The sequence below is a fragment of the Nocardia terrae genome (assembly GCF_009760405.1).
GTDB lineage: Bacteria > Actinomycetota > Actinomycetes > Mycobacteriales > Mycobacteriaceae > Nocardia > Nocardia terrae.
Genome location: NZ_WRPP01000004.1, coordinates 747,047 through 762,939, shown reverse-complemented (window position 1 = coordinate 762,939; position 15,893 = coordinate 747,047). Strand labels below are relative to the sequence as shown.

At 68.1% G+C, this 15,893-nt stretch carries 16 protein-coding genes and 1 riboswitch; of the genes, 9 read left to right on the top strand and 7 right to left on the bottom strand.

Annotated elements, in window-relative coordinates; all coding sequences use genetic code 11:
• Window positions 1-89 precede the first annotated feature (89 nt).
• On the top strand, window positions 90-848 hold the full coding sequence (locus GPX89_RS23575) for an HAD-IIA family hydrolase (protein ID WP_157389951.1): 759 nt from the start codon (window positions 90-92) through the stop codon (window positions 846-848).
• On the opposite strand, the gene GPX89_RS23570 is transcribed toward GPX89_RS23575, so the two are convergent.
• The 6 genes from GPX89_RS23570 to GPX89_RS23545 form a co-directional block, all read right to left on the bottom strand.
• A complete protein-coding gene (locus GPX89_RS23570; protein ID WP_157389715.1) occupies window positions 849-1,310 on the bottom strand; it encodes a MarR family winged helix-turn-helix transcriptional regulator in 462 nt (153 codons plus the stop codon). It abuts the gene before it with no gap.
• Window positions 1,307-1,945, bottom strand: a complete 639-nt coding sequence (locus GPX89_RS23565; RefSeq protein ID WP_157389714.1) for a DJ-1/PfpI family protein — start codon at window positions 1,943-1,945, stop codon at window positions 1,307-1,309. Before GPX89_RS23565 ends, GPX89_RS23570 begins: the two co-directional genes overlap by 4 nt.
• Window positions 1,946-2,005: 60 nt before the next feature.
• On the bottom strand, window positions 2,006-2,800 hold the full coding sequence (locus GPX89_RS23560) for an alpha/beta fold hydrolase (protein ID WP_157389713.1): 795 nt from the start codon (window positions 2,798-2,800) through the stop codon (window positions 2,006-2,008).
• 140 nt (window positions 2,801-2,940) lie between these two features.
• Window positions 2,941-4,155, bottom strand: a complete 1,215-nt coding sequence (locus GPX89_RS23555; RefSeq protein WP_157389712.1) for an O-succinylhomoserine sulfhydrylase — start codon at window positions 4,153-4,155, stop codon at window positions 2,941-2,943.
• Entirely contained in the window at window positions 4,152-4,574 is a 423-nt protein-coding gene (locus GPX89_RS23550) for a rhodanese-like domain-containing protein (protein ID WP_157389950.1), read from the bottom strand. Before GPX89_RS23550 ends, GPX89_RS23555 begins: the two co-directional genes overlap by 4 nt.
• Window positions 4,575-4,603: 29 nt before the next feature.
• Window positions 4,604-4,720: riboswitch (SAM riboswitch) on the bottom strand.
• A 62-nt stretch (window positions 4,721-4,782) separates the two neighbouring features.
• Window positions 4,783-5,229 carry an Rv0361 family membrane protein gene (locus tag GPX89_RS23545; RefSeq protein ID WP_157389711.1) on the bottom strand — a complete coding sequence of 149 codons (447 nt, stop codon included), beginning with the start codon at window positions 5,227-5,229 and terminating at the stop codon, window positions 4,783-4,785.
• 241 nt (window positions 5,230-5,470) lie between these two features.
• Here GPX89_RS23545 and GPX89_RS23540 point away from each other — a divergent pair, with 241 nt between their 5' ends.
• From GPX89_RS23540 to GPX89_RS23530, 3 genes are all read left to right on the top strand, one after another.
• Window positions 5,471-6,874, top strand: coding sequence for an FAD-dependent oxidoreductase (locus tag GPX89_RS23540; RefSeq protein WP_157389710.1), 1,404 nt, complete (start codon window positions 5,471-5,473; stop codon window positions 6,872-6,874).
• A gap of 86 nt (window positions 6,875-6,960) precedes the next feature.
• Window positions 6,961-7,830, top strand: a complete 870-nt coding sequence (locus GPX89_RS23535; RefSeq protein WP_328602220.1) for an amidohydrolase family protein — start codon at window positions 6,961-6,963, stop codon at window positions 7,828-7,830.
• A 108-nt stretch (window positions 7,831-7,938) separates the two neighbouring features.
• A complete protein-coding gene (locus GPX89_RS23530; RefSeq protein ID WP_328602219.1) occupies window positions 7,939-9,036 on the top strand; it encodes a CaiB/BaiF CoA transferase family protein in 1,098 nt (365 codons plus the stop codon).
• Between the two features lie 77 nt (window positions 9,037-9,113).
• On the opposite strand, the gene GPX89_RS23525 is transcribed toward GPX89_RS23530, so the two are convergent.
• The gene (locus tag GPX89_RS23525) at window positions 9,114-9,650 is read right to left on the bottom strand and encodes a YceI family protein (RefSeq protein WP_157389709.1); all 537 of its coding nucleotides are present in this window, start codon (window positions 9,648-9,650) and stop codon (window positions 9,114-9,116) included.
• 101 nt (window positions 9,651-9,751) lie between these two features.
• Here GPX89_RS23525 and GPX89_RS23520 point away from each other — a divergent pair, with 101 nt between their 5' ends.
• The 5 genes from GPX89_RS23520 (at window position 9,752) to GPX89_RS23500 (ending at window position 15,880) form a co-directional block, all read left to right on the top strand.
• Window positions 9,752-10,573, top strand: a complete 822-nt coding sequence (locus GPX89_RS23520; RefSeq protein WP_328602218.1) for an MmyB family transcriptional regulator — start codon at window positions 9,752-9,754, stop codon at window positions 10,571-10,573.
• Between the two features lie 65 nt (window positions 10,574-10,638).
• Complete coding sequence (locus GPX89_RS23515) at window positions 10,639-13,257, top strand: helix-turn-helix transcriptional regulator (RefSeq protein WP_157389708.1); 2,619 nt, start codon at window positions 10,639-10,641, stop codon at window positions 13,255-13,257.
• A gap of 225 nt (window positions 13,258-13,482) precedes the next feature.
• Window positions 13,483-14,343 (top strand): hypothetical protein, encoded by an 861-nt coding sequence (locus GPX89_RS23510; RefSeq protein WP_157389707.1) that lies wholly within the window; start codon window positions 13,483-13,485, stop codon window positions 14,341-14,343.
• A gap of 177 nt (window positions 14,344-14,520) precedes the next feature.
• Window positions 14,521-15,525, top strand: coding sequence for a hypothetical protein (locus GPX89_RS23505; protein ID WP_157389706.1), 1,005 nt, complete (start codon window positions 14,521-14,523; stop codon window positions 15,523-15,525).
• A gap of 16 nt (window positions 15,526-15,541) precedes the next feature.
• Window positions 15,542-15,880 (top strand): hypothetical protein, encoded by a 339-nt coding sequence (locus GPX89_RS23500; RefSeq protein ID WP_157389705.1) that lies wholly within the window; start codon window positions 15,542-15,544, stop codon window positions 15,878-15,880.
• Window positions 15,881-15,893 lie beyond the last annotated feature (13 nt).

Here is a 15,893-nt window from a genome sequence, read left to right as displayed (position 1 = left end):
CCGCGGCCAGCCGGAGCGAAGCGGAGGCAAATAGACTCTGGCGCGTGACCAACTCGAGTGCAGACCCGATCCTCTCCTACCTGACCGACATGGACGGCGTCCTGGTGCACGAGAACCACATGGTGCCCGGGGCCGATCAGTTCCTCGCCGAACTGCGCGACAACGACATCCCGTTCCTGGTCCTCACCAACAACTCCATCTACACCGCGCGCGATCTGCAGGCCCGGCTCAAGCACACCGGCCTCGACATCCCCGTCGATTCCATCTGGACCTCCGCGCTGGCCACCGCGACCTTCCTCAACGAGCAGCGCCCCGGCGGCACCGCCTATGTGGTCGGCGAATCCGGCCTCACCACCGCGCTGCACGAAATCGGTTACATCCTCACCGATTCCGAGCCGGACTACGTGGTCCTCGGCGAAACCCGTACCTACTCTTTCGAAGCCATCACCACCGCCATCCGGCTCGTCGCGGCGGGCGCGCGCTTCATCGCCACCAACCCCGACGCCACCGGCCCCTCGCGCGAGGGCATTCTCCCGGCCACCGGCTCGGTCGCGGCCCTCATCACCCAGGCCACCGGCAAGAAGCCCTACTACGTCGGCAAGCCCAACCCGCTGATGATGCGCTCGGCACTGCGCCGCATCGGCGCGCACTCGCAGTCCACGGTCATGATCGGCGACCGGATGGACACCGACGTCATCGCGGGTCTGGAGGCCGGCATGCGGACCATTCTGGTCACCACCGGCATCTCCACCCCGGCCCTGGTCGAGCAGTTCCCGTACCGCCCGACCGCCATCCTGCCGTCGGTCGCCGCCCTGGTCGGCAAGACCAAGGACCCGTTCGCGCCCTAGTCAGGCCACATCCGTCGCGTCGTCCTCGAGTGCGTCGAGGGCGGCCGACAGGGTCGTCAGCGCGTCGACGATACGGGCGAATTCGTCCTTACCCACCTGCGCCACCAGCCGTTTCGCCATGGCGGCGTGCTGGGGATCGATCCGCCGGACCGCGTCGTGCCCCGCTTCGGTGATGGCCACCAGCTTCGCGCGACGATGAGCGGGGTTGGGCCGATATTCGACGAACCCCTTGTCCGCCAGCACATCCGCCACGCGCTGCACGCTCTGGCGGGTGATACCCATCTCCCGGGCGATGCCCGCGACCGGCAACGGCTCGTGCAGGATCGCGCCGAGCACCTGCCACCAGGCCACGGTGATGCCGGAGGGCTTCGCCAATTCCTCTGCGATCGCGAGGAATTGGCCGTTCAGCTTGAACGAGGTGACCGCCGCCGCGCCGAAGAGCTGCTGCGCGGTGCGGGTCATTTCGCGGCCCCCGCGCGCTGCTGTTCATACTCGAACAGCTCGTAAAAGCCTGCCGGATCATTGTTTCCGTACAGCTTGTACCAGGCCGCGAGCACGTGCGGCTCGTAGAGACCCAGGCGGGTAAAGATCGCGCGGGCGAAATCCACCGGCCGAACACCGCTGGCCGTGATCAGATCCCCGTCCACCACCGCCGTCTCGTACACGAACTTCCCACCACCCGAATATCCGCTCGAGGCAAGATATCCCGCGTCATTGCTGGTGTGCGGCCGATCGTCGAGCAATCCCTCTTCCGCGAGCCCGAAGGTCGCGCCACAGATCGCCGCGACCGGAACTCCCGCCGCGAGAAACTCCCGCGCCTTGCGCGCGAAGGGTTTCAGCGCGTCGGTGTGCCACAGATGCGCGCCCGGCAGGATCAGCATGGCGCTGTCCGCCGGCTTCAGGTCGTCGAGCGCGATGTCCGGAGTGACCCGCAGACCGCCCTCCGACAACACCGCGCCGGAGCCCGATCCCACGGTGCGAACCTGCCAGGTGCCCGGCTCCCATTGCCACGACGGGCGATTGATGTGCGCGGTCGCGTGACCGCATTCCCAGTCGGCGAAGGTGTCGTAGACGGCCATGTGGACTGTTTTCATCATGACAGCATGCTGTCAGATTTGACAGCATGCTGTCAATCAATTTCCGATCCTCCGCCGGCATCAAGCGACCTCACGGACCGCGTCGGCGACGGCGCGGAAGTCCTTGCGCAGGATGTGGTCGTGGTTGCTGGCCACCTTGGCACTGAGCCGGATGTGCGGATTCCGTTCGCAGACACCGCCGACGGCGGCGCGGATCTTCTCCTGCTCGTCACCGCGGCTGCCGAAGGACGCACCCGACGCGAGGACGTACCGGGTCTGGACGGTGATGTTGTCGAGGACCGGGCCCAGCGCCTCCGTACGGGAGATCTTGCCCAGTTCGATATTGCTCTCGGCCTGCTGCGCGGGGGACAGCTTCGGGGTCAGACCCGTCGGGCGCAGCAGGACGGTGATCGGGGCGAGCCGCTTGAACAGCTTGCGGATGCGCGCCTCCATCGCGTCGTCGAGCCAGTCGGAGGGCTCCGCGCCGTCGACCAGGACCGCACCGAGCGCCCGCTCCGGATTGCGGCTCGCCCAGTGCGCGGCGATGAAAGCGCCGTAGGACCAACCGATCACGATCGCCTTCTCGACACCGCGGGCGGCGAGGACGGCATCCACGTCGTGGACGCACGCCTCGAAGGAGTAGTCCGCCGACTTCAGTGACTTCTTGCCGCGCGCCCGCTCGTCGAAGGTGATGTGGCGGAAGCCGTCACCGAGGTCGGCGATGACCTTGGCCCAGTAGCCCTGGGTGGCGAACTGGCCGTTGAGGTAGATCACCGGGATGCCATCGCCGCCGGTGTCGGTGGTGAACAGGGCGGTGTCGTCGACCGGAACCATGCCGGACCAGGTGGAAGTGGTGGAGGAGTTGTTCTTCGTCATGAGAACAACCTTCGGCGGCGGGCCTGATATCGCGCTGACACGCGCCTGACGTCCGCGCTGACACTGTCACCGGAGGCCGGACGGCACACCGAAAAGGGCCGGAACCCTTCGGTTCCGGCCCTTTTCGGACGATCGTCGGATCAGCTCAGCGCCTGATCCAGGTCGTTGAGGAGGTCTTCGACATCCTCGAGACCGATGGAGATGCGAAGCACGCCGTCGGTGATGCCCACTGCCGCACGACCTTCCGGACCCATGGCCCGGTGGGTGGTGGTTGCGGGGTGGGTGATCAGGGTCTTCGCGTCACCGAGGTTGTTGGAGATGTCGATGATGCGCAGCCGGTTGAGCACCTCGAACGCGCGCTTCTTGGCCTCGTGCTCGGGGGCCTTCAGCTCGAAGGTGATGACCGTGCCGCCGCCGGACATCTGGCGCTTGGCCAGCTCGTACTGCGGGTGCGAGGAGAGGAAGGGGTACTTCACCCACGCCACCGACGGGTTGTTTTCCAGGAACTGGGCGATCCTCAGGGCGGAGTCCACCGACTGACGCAGGCGCAGCGGCATGGTCTCCAGGCCCTTGAGCAGCGTCCAGGCGTTGAAGGGGCTCAGCGCCGGACCGGTGTGGCGCATGAGGTTCTTCACCGGACCGTCGATGTAGTCCTGCGGTCCCAGGATCGCGCCGCCCAGCACCCGGCCCTGGCCGTCGATGTGCTTGGTGCCCGAGTAGACGGTGATGTCCGCGCCCAGGTCGAAGCCGCGCTGCAGCAGCGGGGTGGCGAAGACGTTGTCCAGCGCCACCTTCGCGCCCGCCGCGTGCGCGAGGTCGGAGACCGCGCGCACATCGGTGAGGGTCTGCATGGGGTTGGAGGGGGTCTCGAAGAAGACGGCCTGGGTCGGCACCGACAGCGCCTGCTCCCACTGGTCCAGATCCTCGCCGTCGACGAAGACGGTCTCCACGCCCCAGCGCGGCAGGATCTCGTTGGCCACCACGAAGCAGGAGCCGAACAGGCTGCGCGCCGCGACCAGGCGGTCGCCGGCGGACAGCAGCGCGCCCAGCGCGGTGAAGACCGCCGACATGCCCGACGCGGTCGCGAAACAGGCTTCCGCGCCGTCGATCAGGCGCAGCCGCTCCTCGAACATGGCGACCGTCGGGTTGCCGTAGCGGGAGTAGACGAAGTGCTCGATATCGCCGGTGAAGGAAGCCTCCGCCGCCTCGGCACTCTCATAGACGAAACCCGAATTGAGGAACAGCGCCTCGGAGGTCTCGTCGAAACCCGAACGCCGGGTGCCGCCCCGCACGGCCTGCGTGGCGGGGCCGACGCCCTCGGGAAGCGGCTTGTCGAAAGAGCCACCGGTGATCATGACTGCCTCCACGGGAGTCCGTCGGCGCGCCAGCCGGTGCTGCCGCGATGACCTTGGCCGTCCAGCGCGCCCTCGAAACCGTCGACCACGTTGAAGGACGGGGTGATGCCGACGGCGGTGGCCGCGGTCGCCGCGCCGATGGAGCGCTGGCCGGACCGGCAGATGAACAGCACGGGCGCCTCCGAATCCGGATTCCGGTCGGCGAGGGCCTGCTTGAGCTGGTCCACGAAGCGCGCGTTGGGCGTGCCGGTGGCGTCCACCCATTCGATCAGCGCGGTCGTCCGGCCGATGTCGCTGGTGTCGGGCACGCCGACGAATCGCCATTCCGCCTCGGTGCGCACATCGATCAGCACCGCATCCGGATTGTCGCGCAACAACTCCCACGCCTGCTTCGGCGTGATGTCACCCTTGTACTTCATATGCGCCGCGTTCACCTGTACCTCCCGTGAATCCGCACTTGCCGCATCGCTTGCTCGATGCGAGGCCAGGTCGTCACCCGGAGCACCCCACCGCGGAGGAGGGTTGCCGACCAGCCAGCCGGGGCTTGACGCTGGTACTCATGACCTGGGATGAGAGTGCCGAAAGATTGGCTTCCCTGTCAAACCCCTGCCCAGTATTCGGACCTTGTCACGAATTGCAGACCAACCAGCGGGAATTCTCCCGGGTGAAGTGCCAGGTCGAGGTGGACTGGGTGCCGTCGGCGGTGACGGTGACCTCGGCCGTCGCCGTGGCGCCGTCGACTTTCGCGTCGGTGAGCTTGTCGAAGCCGATCTGTCCCCCGGCCGCGATGGCGAGCTTCAGCGGGTTGTCGTTCTCGTCGAATCCCTTGCAGGCCAGAGCCGGATCGTTCTTGCCGGTGTCGCTGCGGGACTTGATGAAGTTGCCCGCCGCGACCGAGAGCCGGTCGGAATCTGTGACATTCTTCTCAACCGGCGAGACCAGGGTGGCGATCACGATGCCCAGGATCACGGCGGCGATCACACCCGCCGCCACCAGGAACGGCCACATGCTCCGCGTCTCGTCCTGATCGATCGGTACCGATGTCTCCTCGACTGTCTCCTCGGCGTCGCTCATGGGTAGATCATGCCTGGCATTCCGGCAGTTTCACGCCCTGCGCGCGGAGGGTCCCGTGCGCCATCGATAGAATCAGCAGAATTTCCGACAAAGCGCGGGAATAGCAGGACAACGCAGCAACGCTGCAGCGTCGGGGGCCAACGGCGGCCCATCGAGGCCAGGACGTCAACTTAGCCTAAGCTAAGAACGACGGCTAAGTTCAGACGGCAAGTTAGTTTCGACCCAAAGGGTGCGCGGAAGAATGACCGAACAGAGTGCAGCGACTCGCCCGCTACGCATTGCGATCGTGGGCGCAGGACCGGCCGGTATTTACGCCGCCGACGCCTTGATGAAGTCCGATGCCCCCACCGGTTTCGGCGGGGTGAGCATCGATCTCTACGAGCGCATGCCCGCGCCCTTCGGCCTGATCCGCTACGGCGTCGCCCCCGACCACCCGCGCATCAAGGGCATCATCACCGCGCTGCACAAGGTCCTGGACAAGGACTCGGTGCGCCTGCTCGGCAATATCGACTACGGCACCGACATCACCCTCGAGGATCTGCGTCAGTTCTACGACGCGGTCATCTTCTCCACCGGCGCCAATGCCGACCGCGCCCTGGAGGTTCCGGGCATCGATCTGGACGGCTCCTACGGCGCGGCGGACTTCGTGTCCTGGTACGACGGGCACCCGGACGTGCCGCGCACCTGGCCGCTGGAGGCGGAGAAGGTCGCCGTGCTCGGTGTCGGCAATGTCGCCCTGGACGTGGCGCGCGTGCTGGCCAAGACCGGTGACGAGCTGTTGCCGACCGAGATTCCACCGAACGTTTACGACGGCCTGAAGGCCAACAAGGCCCTCGAGGTGCACGTGTTCGGCCGCCGCGGTCCCGCGCAGGCCAAGTTCACCCCGCTCGAGCTGCGCGAGCTCGACCACTCGCCGACCATCGAGGTCATCGTCGATCCCGAGGACATCGACTACGACGAGGGCTCCGAGGCCGCGCGGCGGCACTCCAAGCAGGTCGACATGATCTGCAACACGTTGGAGCAGTGGGCCATTCGCGATGTGGGCAACCGCCCGCACAAGCTGTTCCTGCACTTCTTCGAGAACCCCTCGGAAATCCTCGGCGAGAACGGCAAGGTCGTGGGCCTGCGCACCGAGCGCACCCAGCTCGACGGCACCGGGAACTGCAAGGGCACCGGCGAATTCAAGGACTGGGACATCCAGGCCGTGTACCGCGCGGTGGGCTACCTGTCGCAGAACATCCCGTCGCTGCCCTTCGACGACCAGGCCGGCACCGTGCCCAACGAGGCCGGACGCGTGCTGGTCAACGAGGACGCCGACGGCGCGGACCGCTACGAGCCCGCCACCTACGTCACCGGCTGGATCAAGCGCGGCCCGGTCGGCCTCATCGGCCACACCAAGGGCGACGCCAACGAGACCATCGCCTGCCTGCTCGACGACGCCGCGAACTTCACCCCGGCCCCCAAGCCGGAGCCCGACGCCGTGACCGAGTTCCTCGAGGGCAAGGGCATCCCCTTCACCACCTGGGCCGGCTGGTACCGCCTCGACGCGCACGAGCGCGCCCTGGGCGAGCCGCAGGGCCGCGAGCGCGTGAAGGTCGTCGAGCGCGAGGACATGCTGGCCGCCTCCGAGCCCGATAAGGTCTGAGCCCGGCAAGATCGTCTGACCAGGGCCAATCCGCTTGCCGGACAAGGTTGTCCACACATGTCACCGTTCTGAGGCATGCTGATCACGTGTTCGATGCCCATCTCCACATCTTCGATCCGCGGTTCCCGCTGGCGGAGAACGAGGGCTACCTGCCCGACCCGTACACCATCGCCGACTATCGCAAGCGCATGTCCCGCTTCGATATCGACGGTGGTGCCGTGGTCAGCGGGTCGTTCCAGGGCACCGATCAGAGCTACCTGCTGGCAGCCCTGGACGCGCTCGGCGCGGGCTGGGTGGGCGTCACCATGCTGCCGGTCGACGCCGCCGACGCGCAGATCATCGATCTGAATCGTGCCGGGGTGCGGGCCATCCGGTTCAACCTCAAGCGCGCGGGCGGCGACATCGTCGGGCTGACCATGCTCGCCCTGCGGGCCTATGAACTGGCCGGATGGCATGTGGAGCTCTACATCGACGGGTCCATGCTGGGCTCGCTGGAACCGGTCATCACCAAACTGCCCAAGCTGTCCATCGACCACCTGGGCATGTCCGACGAATGCCTGCCGTACCTGCTCAACCTGGTCGACCGCGGGGCCAAGGTGAAGGCGTCGGGCTTCGGGCGGGTGTCGATGAACGTCGGCTCGGCGCTGCGCAAGATCCACACCGTGAATCCGGAAGCCCTGATGTTCGGGACCGATCTCCCGGGCACCCGCGCCGACCGGGCGTTCCGGGACACCGACATCTCCGTGATCGCCGACGCGGTGGGTTCGGACCTGCACAAGGTGCTCGAGGACAATGCCCGGGCCTTCTACGGCCTGCCCGCCAAGGACCGGACCCTCACGGACCCGGAGACCATGCGGATGGCCTCGGGCGAGCTGCCGACCCTGCGCATCCCCCGCTCGGAGCTGCCGAAACCGCCTCCGCCGGACACGCTCCCGCTGCCCATCGTCGACAACTGAGTGATCCCGCCCACCCTGCCGTCCCGCATCACCCTCGCGTTATTGTCGTAGCGTCAACACCGGTTCGTGAGCCGGTGCTCAGGATTCGACGACGAACCGAGGTAGGGCGTGAGCACTCCATCCACCGCCAAGCAGGGCCCGCTCGCGGGCATCCGAGTAGTCGAACTGGCCGGCATCGGCCCCGGTCCGCACGCGGCACTGCTGCTCGCCGATCTCGGCGCGGACGTGGTGCGGGTGCAGCGGCCCGGCGGATTCCCCGGATTCATGGAACGCCCGCAGTGGCGCGGCCGCACCATCGTCGAGGCCAACCTCAAGGATCCGGCCGACATCGAGAAGGTGCTCGGGCTGATCGCCAAGGCCGACGTGCTCATCGAGGGCTTCCGGCCCGGCGTCACCGAGCGCATGGGGCTGGGCCCCGAGGCCGCCCTGGAACGCAATCCGCGCCTGGTCTACGGCCGCATGACCGGCTGGGGCCAGCACGGTCCGCTGGCCGACCGCGCCGGGCACGACATCAACTACATCTCGCTCACCGGCGTGCTGAACGCCATCGGCCGCAAGGGCGAACGCCCCGTCCCGCCGCTGAACATGGTCGGCGACTTCGGCGGCGGCTCCATGTTCCTGGTCTTCGGTATCCTCGCCGCGCTGGTCGAGCGGCAGAGCTCCGGCAAGGGTCAGGTCATCGACTCCGCCATGATCGATGGTGCGCTGGCGCTCTCGCACATGATCTGGGGCATGAAGGGCATGGGCCTGTGGTCCGATGAGCGCGGCACCAACCTGCTCGACACCGGCATGGCCTTCTACGACACCTACGAGACCTCCGACGGCAAGTACATGGCCGTGGGCTGCATCGAGCCGCAGTTCTACGCGGAACTGCTCCAGGGGCTGGAGATTTCACCCGAGGGCCTGCCCCACCAGCTCGACCCGGCGGGTCAGGACCAGCTGCGCAAGCTGTTCACCGAGAAGTTCAAGACCAGGACCCGCGACGAGTGGTGGGCGATCTTCGAGCACACCGACGCCTGCACCACCCCGGTGCTGACCTTCACCGAGGCCGAACAGAATCCGCACATCCAGGCCCGGACCGGTCTCATCGAGATCGACGGCGTCGTGCAGCACGCCCCGGCCCCGCGTTTCTCGCGCACCCCGTCCGGCGTCCCGACCCCGCCGCCGAACGAGGGCACCCCGATCGAAACCGTCTGGGCGGACTGATCTTTCGCCGGACAACCGAACGCCCCCTGTGGAATCCACAGGGGGCGTTGACTTTTCCGATGCGGCGGACGAGTCCCTTACGGGGCGACGAGCTGGATGTCGAGCTCGATGGCGATCTTGTCGCTGAGCATGGCGTTGGGCATGCCCGGGGCGACACCGAAGTCGCTGCGCTTGATGGTGCCCGAGGCGGTGAAGCCCGCGTGCTCCTTGTTGTCCTGCGGGAAGACCTGCACGCCGCCCCACTCGACCTCGAGGGTGACGGGCTTGGTGATGCCGCCGATGGTGGCCTCGCCGGTGACCTCGAACTCCTCGGCCAGCTTGACCGGCTCGGGCACGCGGAAGGTCAGGTGCGGGCGGTTGGCGACATCGAGGATGTCGGCGGTGCGGACGTGGCCGTCGCGCATCTCGTTGCCGGTGTCGAAGGAGTCGAAGTAGATGGTGGCCTCGATGGCCGCCTCGCCGGCGTCGTTCACGACGAAACCGGTCTCGAAGCGGTTGAAGCGGCCGCGGACCTTGGAGATGCCCAGGTGCTTCACGGTGAAGTTGACCGAGGAGTGGTTGGCGTCGAGGGTCCAGGCGCCGGGGGCGAGGGTGGTCTGCTCGGAAGTCGTCATGCCATGAGATTAAGTGGACCGTGGTCCGCTTATCCAGGCCGTGGTTATCCTGGGATTGGCAGGGCGGGGATAACGGAACCAGGACCGGGCACTATGGAGAGGTGTCCCGCTCCGAATTCGCCGAGTTCCTGATCGCGCGCCGCGCCCAGCTACAACCCGAGGATGTCGGGTTGCCGGCCGGTCGACGCCGCCGCACACCCGGCCTGCGCCGCGAAGAGGTCGCCGCGCTCGCGGGCGTCAGCGCAGACTACCTGGCCCGGCTCGAACAGGGCCGCGATACCAATCCCTCCGCCGCCGTGCTGGTCGCACTCGCGGAAGCATTGCGGCTCAACGAGATCGAGAAACACCACTTCGGCAAGCTGGCGCTCGGACTGGAACAGAAGGCCAGCTGCCCCTCCTCCGGGCAGGCGCGGGAAGAGGTGTCCGAAACCATCCAGGCCGTCATCGACGCCCTGCAGCCGACGCCCGCGTTCGTGCTCGGCCGCTGGCTGAACCTGCTGTCCGGGAATCCTTCCTTCCGCGACTTCGCCGAACCGCTCGGAATGTTCGACGCCGAGGCCCACGGCAATTTCGCCATCTACGTCTTCGGCCACCCGGCCGCCCGGAAAACCATCCTGAACTGGGACGCCGCCGCGGATATGGCCGCCTCGGCGCTGCGCGCGGCCGTGACCCGCTTCCCCGACGACCCGTCGGTCCAGGCCGCCATCACCAACCTGAACCGGCATCCGGAGTTCGAGAAGCGCTGGCGCGAGCACCGGCTCACCGACTTCCGGACCGTCGTGCTGCGGATTCAGCACCCGCTGCGGGGCGAAGTGGAGGTCGAGGTCGAGACCCTGGATCCGGCCGCCGACCAGACCGTCATGGTCTGGCTGGTCGACCGCCGCCAGGCCCGTACACCCGGATTACGGCTGGTCAACGAATAAACGCCGCAGGTTCCGGGCCTTTCGTTCCCGCTGCTCACGACGGGGCGGCGCACTACAGTTGAGCCATGGCTCGGAATTGGCCGATGGTCGAACGGGAAAGTGAACTCGAATCGATCAGGTCGGCGCTCACCGGCGACGACTTTGTCGGTGCGGTCCTGACCGGCGACGCGGGGGTCGGAAAGACCACTCTGGCGCGTTTGGCCACCGCCGCCGTCGGGGGAAACATTCGATGGGTCGCGGGGACGGAATCGGCGCGCAGCATCCCGCTCGGCGTCTTCGCGCACATGGTGGGGGTGTACACCGCCCACGATCCGGTGACCTTCATGGCCGCGGCGCGCGAGGCGCTGCTCGCCGACGGGCACACCATTATCGGCGTCGACGACGCGCACCTGCTCGATCAGCTCTCGGCCACCCTGCTGCTGCAGCTGGCCATCGACCGCGCCGCCCACATCGTGTGCACCGTGCGCAGCGGGGTACCGGTGCCCGACGCGGTGACGTCGCTGTGGAAGGACGGACATCTGCTGCGCATCGACCTGAAACCGTTCACGCAGCGCCAGAGCGTGGAACTGGTGGAATCGATGCTGGGCGGGCAGCTGGAGGGGTTCACCGCCAATCTGATGTGGGAATCCTCCGGGGGCAACGCGCTTTTCCTGCGGCACCTGGTCGAGGGGGCGCTGGAAGCGGGCACGCTGCGACAGGTGAGCGGGGTGTGGCAGTTGCGCGGGCGGGCGGCCGTCACCTCGGAACTGGCTGCGCTGCTGGAGGATCGGGTCGAGCAGATGCCCGAATCGGTGCTACGGGTGCTGGAACTGCTCACCTTCTGCGAGCCCATCGACCTGGACGTGCTGTCGGAGATCGCGGGCGAAGAGGCCGTGGAAGCGGCCGAAACACGCGGTCTCATCAGGATTGTCGAGAACAGCCATCAACTGCTGGTGCGGTACAACCATCCACTGTTCGGGGAGGTGATCCGGCGGCGGCTGGGCATCGCGTCGGCGCGGCGACTGCGCGGACGGCTGTACTCGGCGCTCAAGGACCGGGAGATCCATTCGGCGTCCGAACGCATCCGGTTGGCCGAATTGGCCTTGGACAGCGATAAATCCGCGGATCTCGAGTTGTTCCAGGCGGCAGCCGAAGATGCCATCTCGCTGGCGAATCTGCCTCTGGGCGAACGGTTCGCACGGGCGGCCGTGGAACGCCGGGGCGGGGTCGAGGCGGCCGATCTACTGGCCCGCGCCCTGCTGTGGCAGGGACATCGGATCGAGGCGGAGCGCACCCTCGCGGCCTTCGACCCCGATGAGATGACCGAGCTGCAGCTGACACGCTGGGGCAGTTCACGGGTGTCGAATCTGCTGTGGTCCATGGGCGATGCCGACCGCGCCGACACGGTGCTGGAATCGGTCCGCGAACGGGTGAAGCATCCGAAACTCGTTGCGACACTGGACGGTCTGGCCTCCGCCGTCGCCGTCAACGAGAACCGGATCGACGAGGCATTCCGGCTCGCCGAGCCGGTCATGGCCACGGCCGACGCGCCGCCGTGGGCGGTGTGGTGGGCGGCATTCGGCGGCGGTCTGGCCTTGGCGCTGATGGGACGAGGCGAGGTCGCACGCGTATACACGGCCCGCAGCCACACGATCGAATCGCACGTCGACGGTCTCAACCGTTTCATGTCCACCCATGCGGAGGTCCTGGCCCTCACCTTCCTCGGGGAGCTCGACGCCGCACGCCGGTGCGCTGGAAGCAATTTCGTCTACTCCTCACCCGGCCAGTACCTCGCCTGGGGCTTGGCCAAGATCCTGCAGGGCACCGTCGACGTAGCGCAGGGGCAGTTCCCGCAGGGCATCGACAACCTGGAGCAAGCGCTCGCGGCCCTCACCACCGAGGGCGCGGCGGCCTGGATGTTCCCGGCGCAACTGCGGCTGGCCGAGGCTTACGCGGCGCTCGGGCGGCCCACCGAGGCGGCGGAAGCCATTGCGGCGGCCAACTTCCGGGGCGGACGGCACAGCGCGGTGTACGAACCGATGCTCGAACTGGCGCGCGCGATGCAGGCCGCGGCCGAGGGCACCGCGACACCGGCCATCCGGCTGGCGCTCGGGGCCGCCGATATGGCCGCGCGCTCGCATCAGCACGCCATCGAGGCCATGGCGCTGCATACGGCCGCCCGCTTCGGCGATCACAGTGTGGCGGGACGACTCGCGGATCTCGCGGCGCGCATCGACGGGCGACTCGTCCAGGTGCAGGCCCGGCACGCCGTGGCTGTCGCCGCCCACGACGGACCCGGATTGGACAAGGCCGCAGCGGAATTCGAGAGCATCGGGGCCTTGCTCTCGGCGGCCGACGCGGCGGCGCAGGCGGCGTCCGCGCACGAGCGGGCCGGGGATCGGCGGCGGCTGCTGGAATCGGCGGCTACCGCGAACCGGCTGGCCGCCGCGTGCGGCGGGGCGTCGACCCCGGCGCTGCGGCAGTCCGCGCAGCCGCTGCCGCTGACGGCACGGGAGCGCGAGATCGCGAATCTGGTGGCGGCCGGGCTCTCCAACCGGCAGATCGCGGATCGGCTGACGGTCTCGGTACGGACCGTGGAAGGCCACCTGTACCGGGCCTGCATCAAGCTCGATGTGACCGATCGCGAGGCACTCGCCGAACTCATGCGCGGCGGGACACATTCCAGCAAATCCGAGAATGCTTAGCGCTAGCCCGCTTGAAAACCGATCTACCTGCAAAATGTGCGATATGTCTCGCCGTCCACAGTCAAGCAAGGGAATGACCGACTAGGACTAGAGCCACAAGCTCTCAATCAGTTAACATCCCGCGAAGTGTGAGTCCATTAGGGACCACACGGGGGGAAGTCGGGAAAATCTGATGAGGGTGGTGTTTTCGGCGTGGCTCGTCGGCATCGAGAAATGAATACCGGCGTGCTGCGACACGCCATCCGTCCCGCCGTCGGCATCCTGCCGCTGGCCCTCGCCATCGCCTGCGCCTCCGTCGCCCAGGCCGTTCCGCAGCCGGGGGTGACCACCAGCCCCGCCCAGCCGGGAACCTCCGTATCCCCGGCTCAGCCCGGAACCACGATCGCTCCTGTCGCTCCGCCTCAGTCGCCGCAGGCCGACTATGTGGTGCCGCAGAACCATCGACCGGTACCGGCCGAGACCGAGCCCGCGCCCGCCATCGACTGGCAGTCGCTGCACACGCCCGAGCCCGTCGAGCCGGTCGAGCCCATCGCTCCCCCGCCGCGCACCGTGCGCATCGGTGACTTCTACACCCCGGCCCCGGACCAGCTGCCGGACGAGATCCTCAACCCCGTCAACGGCTTCTCCGCCGACGCGGAAGCAGCCCTGTCGACCGGGCTGCAGTCGATCGGCGTCAACCCGTCCCGCTCCGACAAGATCGCGGGCATGACCGCGGCGGGCGCCGTCACCGGTGCCGCTCTGTTGGGCATTCCGGGCGCGGTGGCCGGTGCCGTCGGCGGCGGCGTGGGCGGCGGCATCATCGGTGCCGGGGTCGGTGCTGCCATCGGCGCCGGTATCGGTGTCGGCATCGTCGCGGCGACCGCGGCCGCGGGTGGCGCGGTGGGTGCCGGGATCGGTGCGGCCATCGCCGCACCCGCGGCCGTCCCGATCATCGGTGGCGGCGCGCTGATCGGTCTCGGCGTGGGTGCCGCGGTCGGCGCGGTCGGCGGCGCGGCGCTCGGCGCGGCGGCTGTCGGTATTCCGATGGCGGTCCTGGGCGGCGTCGGCGGCGGTATCGCCGGTGCGGCCATCGGCGGCGCCTTCTAAAACTTCGCACCCCCGATTCCGGTCGCTGACCTGCACAGACGCAATCGCGCAGGCGCGGCGTCAGCGCCCGACCGGGGTAGGTCGCGAATCACAGGCATTGATAGACGGTCTCCGGACCGAAGCAACGAAATATGTTCGGAAGGTGGGTGTTTCGACGTGGGTCGTCGGCATCGTGGAATGAAGAGCAACGCGGCTCGACGAGCCCTCGTCGCCGGAGCCATCCCCCTGGCCCTGGCCGTGGCCTGCTCGAATACGACCGACCAACCGGCCAAGGTGGCCCAGGGCAACACGGCCCAGTCGGCCGCCCCGCAGCCCGGCCCGACCAAGTCGCCGACCGATTCCCCTGCACCGCAAGGTAATCCGCAGCCCGGCCTGGCGAGCCCGAGCGACTCCGCCTCCGGCGCAACCGCACCCGGCGTCCAACCCGGTGCGCGCCCCAGCTCGGCCCAGCCCGGCGTGGCCCTTCCCGCCGGTGACCAGGACCGCCCTGGCCCGCGCCTCGCACAGCCCGGCGTCACCGTACCGAATTACCCTCAGCCGCAACCTCAGCCGCAGCCCGACTACCCGATCCCGGCCAACTTCCGCCCGATCCCGAACCACGAAACGGCCCCGGTCCTGGACTTCCAGACTCTCCATGCCCCCACCGTCGTGGACCCGGTGCTCCCCATTGCTCCACCGCCACGCACCCTGCGCGTGGGCGCGTTCTCGACTCCGGTGGGCGATGACGTGCCGGACAGCCTCCTCGAACCCGTGAACAGCGGGGCTGCCAACGTCGAAGCGGGCATCGCTACTGGGCTGAACTCCGTGGGTATCAATGCCTCTCGCTCCGACAAGATCGCCGGACTGACTGTTGCCGGAGCCGTGGGCGGCGCCGTCGTGGGAGCGGCGGTCGCCGGTGCCCCGTTTGCGCTCGCCGGTGCGGCTGTGGGCGCCCCCGTCGGGCTCGTTGTCGGTACGGGCGCCGGTGCGATTATCGGCGGTATCGCCGCCGGAATTCCGACCGGCGGAGCAGCCTCGCCCGGGGGCGCGGCAGCAGGAGCCTTGATCGGCGCTGGCGTCGGCGCCGCGGCCGGTGCCGCGATCGGAGCGGCCGCTCTCGGCATCCCAGCCGCTGTGGCCGGTGGTGTGGTTGGTGGCGTGCTCGGTGGCGCCGCCGGAACCGCCTTCGGCGCCGAAGTCTGAACCGAAGGAGACAAAGATGAACAAGACCAAATCGGTTCGTGCGATCGCGATCGCGGGTGCCATTTTCGGTTTCGGCCTACTCGGAACTCCGATCGCCACTGCCGACGCACCGGTGCCCACTCCCGAACCCGGCGGCGTCATCCGCATGGATACGACGCCCGGCGAGTGGTGGGAGTGCACCGGGTGGAGCCTGCAACCGCCGTTCTGGCAGCAAGCCCCCGGGATCCATCAGTTCGCGCTCGGCCCGGACCCCGTCTATCTGCGCTTCAGCCCGGGCGCCGACGTCTGGGTCGAATGCGCCGGGACCGGATCACCGTTCATCTATTACGGCCCGATCGTCAAGGCCGGCTCCTAGCGGCAGGTCCAGT

Excerpts from the sequence above, each read along its gene's own strand:
- GPX89_RS23575 (WP_157389951.1), top strand. The coding sequence starts at position 90 with ATGGACGGCGTCCTGGTGCACGAGAACCACATGGTGCCCGGGGCCGAT.
- GPX89_RS23570 (WP_157389715.1), bottom strand. The coding sequence starts at position 1,310 with ATGACCCGCACCGCGCAGCAGCTCTTCGGCGCGGCGGCGGTCACCTCG.
- GPX89_RS23565 (WP_157389714.1), bottom strand. The coding sequence starts at position 1,945 with ATGATGAAAACAGTCCACATGGCCGTCTACGACACCTTCGCCGACTGG.
- GPX89_RS23560 (WP_157389713.1), bottom strand. The coding sequence starts at position 2,800 with ATGACGAAGAACAACTCCTCCACCACTTCCACCTGGTCCGGCATGGTT.
- GPX89_RS23555 (WP_157389712.1), bottom strand. The coding sequence starts at position 4,155 with ATGATCACCGGTGGCTCTTTCGACAAGCCGCTTCCCGAGGGCGTCGGC.
- GPX89_RS23550 (WP_157389950.1), bottom strand. The coding sequence starts at position 4,574 with ATGAAGTACAAGGGTGACATCACGCCGAAGCAGGCGTGGGAGTTGTTG.
- GPX89_RS23545 (WP_157389711.1), bottom strand. The coding sequence starts at position 5,229 with ATGAGCGACGCCGAGGAGACAGTCGAGGAGACATCGGTACCGATCGAT.
- GPX89_RS23540 (WP_157389710.1), top strand. The coding sequence starts at position 5,471 with ATGACCGAACAGAGTGCAGCGACTCGCCCGCTACGCATTGCGATCGTG.
- GPX89_RS23525 (WP_157389709.1), bottom strand. The coding sequence starts at position 9,650 with ATGACGACTTCCGAGCAGACCACCCTCGCCCCCGGCGCCTGGACCCTC.
- GPX89_RS23515 (WP_157389708.1), top strand. The coding sequence starts at position 10,639 with ATGGCTCGGAATTGGCCGATGGTCGAACGGGAAAGTGAACTCGAATCG.
- GPX89_RS23505 (WP_157389706.1), top strand. The coding sequence starts at position 14,521 with ATGAAGAGCAACGCGGCTCGACGAGCCCTCGTCGCCGGAGCCATCCCC.
- GPX89_RS23500 (WP_157389705.1), top strand. The coding sequence starts at position 15,542 with ATGAACAAGACCAAATCGGTTCGTGCGATCGCGATCGCGGGTGCCATT.